Below are 1,239 nucleotides of genomic sequence, written 5' to 3' on the forward strand. Positions count from 1 at the left end.
CGCAACGGCGCCGCGCACGGCGGCCGCTTCGGCCCGGCCGGCCTCCGGCTACCGTCGCGGCCCAACCCACGGCCCAGCCCGCGACGCCGCCCGGCCAGCAAGACCCCGAAACGATCCGGCGCGCGGCGCTCGCGTTCCTGCAGCAGCAGATCGCCGGCCTGCCCGGCAAGACCACCGCGACGGTCACGACCGCCTTTCCGCGCGGGCTCGCCGCGTGCACGACGCTCGAACCGTTCCTGCCGACCGGCGCGCGCCTGTGGGGCCGCACGACGGTCGGCGTGCGCTGCGCCGGCGAGCGGCCGTGGACCGTCTACCTGCAGGCGAAGGTCGCCGTGCAGGCCACCTATTACGTCGCCGCGCGCCAGATCGCGCCCGGCGAGCCGCTCTCCGCGGCCGACCTGGTCGCACGCGACGGCGACCTGACGGTCATGCCGCTCGCGGTGATCACCGATCCGGCGCAGGCGATCGGCGCAACCGCGCTCGCGCGCATCTCGGCCGGGCTGCCGCTGCGGCAGGACATGCTGAAGAGCGCGGCGTCGGTGTCGGCCGGCCAGACGGTACGGGTCGTCGCGGCCGGCCCCGGCTTCACGATTTCGGCCGAAGGCAGCGTGCTCGCGAATGCGGCGCCGGGCCAGTCGGTACGGGTGCGGATGGCGGCCGGGCAGATCGTCACGGCGATCGTCAAGGACGCCGGCACCGTGGAAATTCCGCTGTAGGGACGGATCTGCCGCAAGAATGTAAAGAATTGTTTATTCGGAGCATTTCGGGCTCGCGATGCTAAAGTTCGGGCCGACCCGGCCGTTATCTGGGTCAAACCGTACAGGAAACCCATCGTGAAGATCGATTCCACTCCGAAACCGAGCCCCCTCGCGCCGACCGGCAACGGCGCGGCCCGTGCGCCGTCCGGCACGGCCCAGTCGTCCGCGCAGGCAGCCGATGCAGGATCGAGCGGCGGCGACACGACCGTAAACCTGTCGGGTCTGTCCGGCCAGTTGCGTTCGGTCTCCGCGTCGGGCGACGCCGATATCGACACGGGCCTGGTCCAGTCGATCAAGGACGCGCTGAACAACGGCACGCTGACGATCGACGCGAACAAGATTGCCGACGGCGTATTGAACACCGCCCGCGAACTGCTGCAGCAGCAGCGCCCGCAGGGCAGCTAATCCCGGCCTCGTGGCCGGTTCACCCGGTTTGCCGGCGTGCGGCCATCCCGCGCACCGGCGTGACGAGCATGACGCG

2 protein-coding genes are annotated in these 1,239 nt (G+C 71.2%); both read left to right on the forward strand.

Annotated elements, in window-relative coordinates; all coding sequences use genetic code 11:
• Window positions 1–716 (forward strand): flagellar basal body P-ring formation chaperone FlgA (gene flgA / locus JMF90_RS37670; RefSeq protein ID WP_201326403.1); only part of this gene is annotated, 716 nt, incomplete at its 5' end.
• Between the two features lie 117 nt (window positions 717–833).
• A complete protein-coding gene (gene flgM, locus JMF90_RS37675; RefSeq protein ID WP_011546419.1) occupies window positions 834–1,163 on the forward strand; it encodes a flagellar biosynthesis anti-sigma factor FlgM in 330 nt (109 codons plus the stop codon).
• Window positions 1,164–1,239 lie beyond the last annotated feature (76 nt).

Source organism: Burkholderia sp. E168m23, assembly GCF_016586125.1.
Lineage (GTDB): Bacteria > Pseudomonadota > Gammaproteobacteria > Burkholderiales > Burkholderiaceae > Burkholderia > Burkholderia orbicola.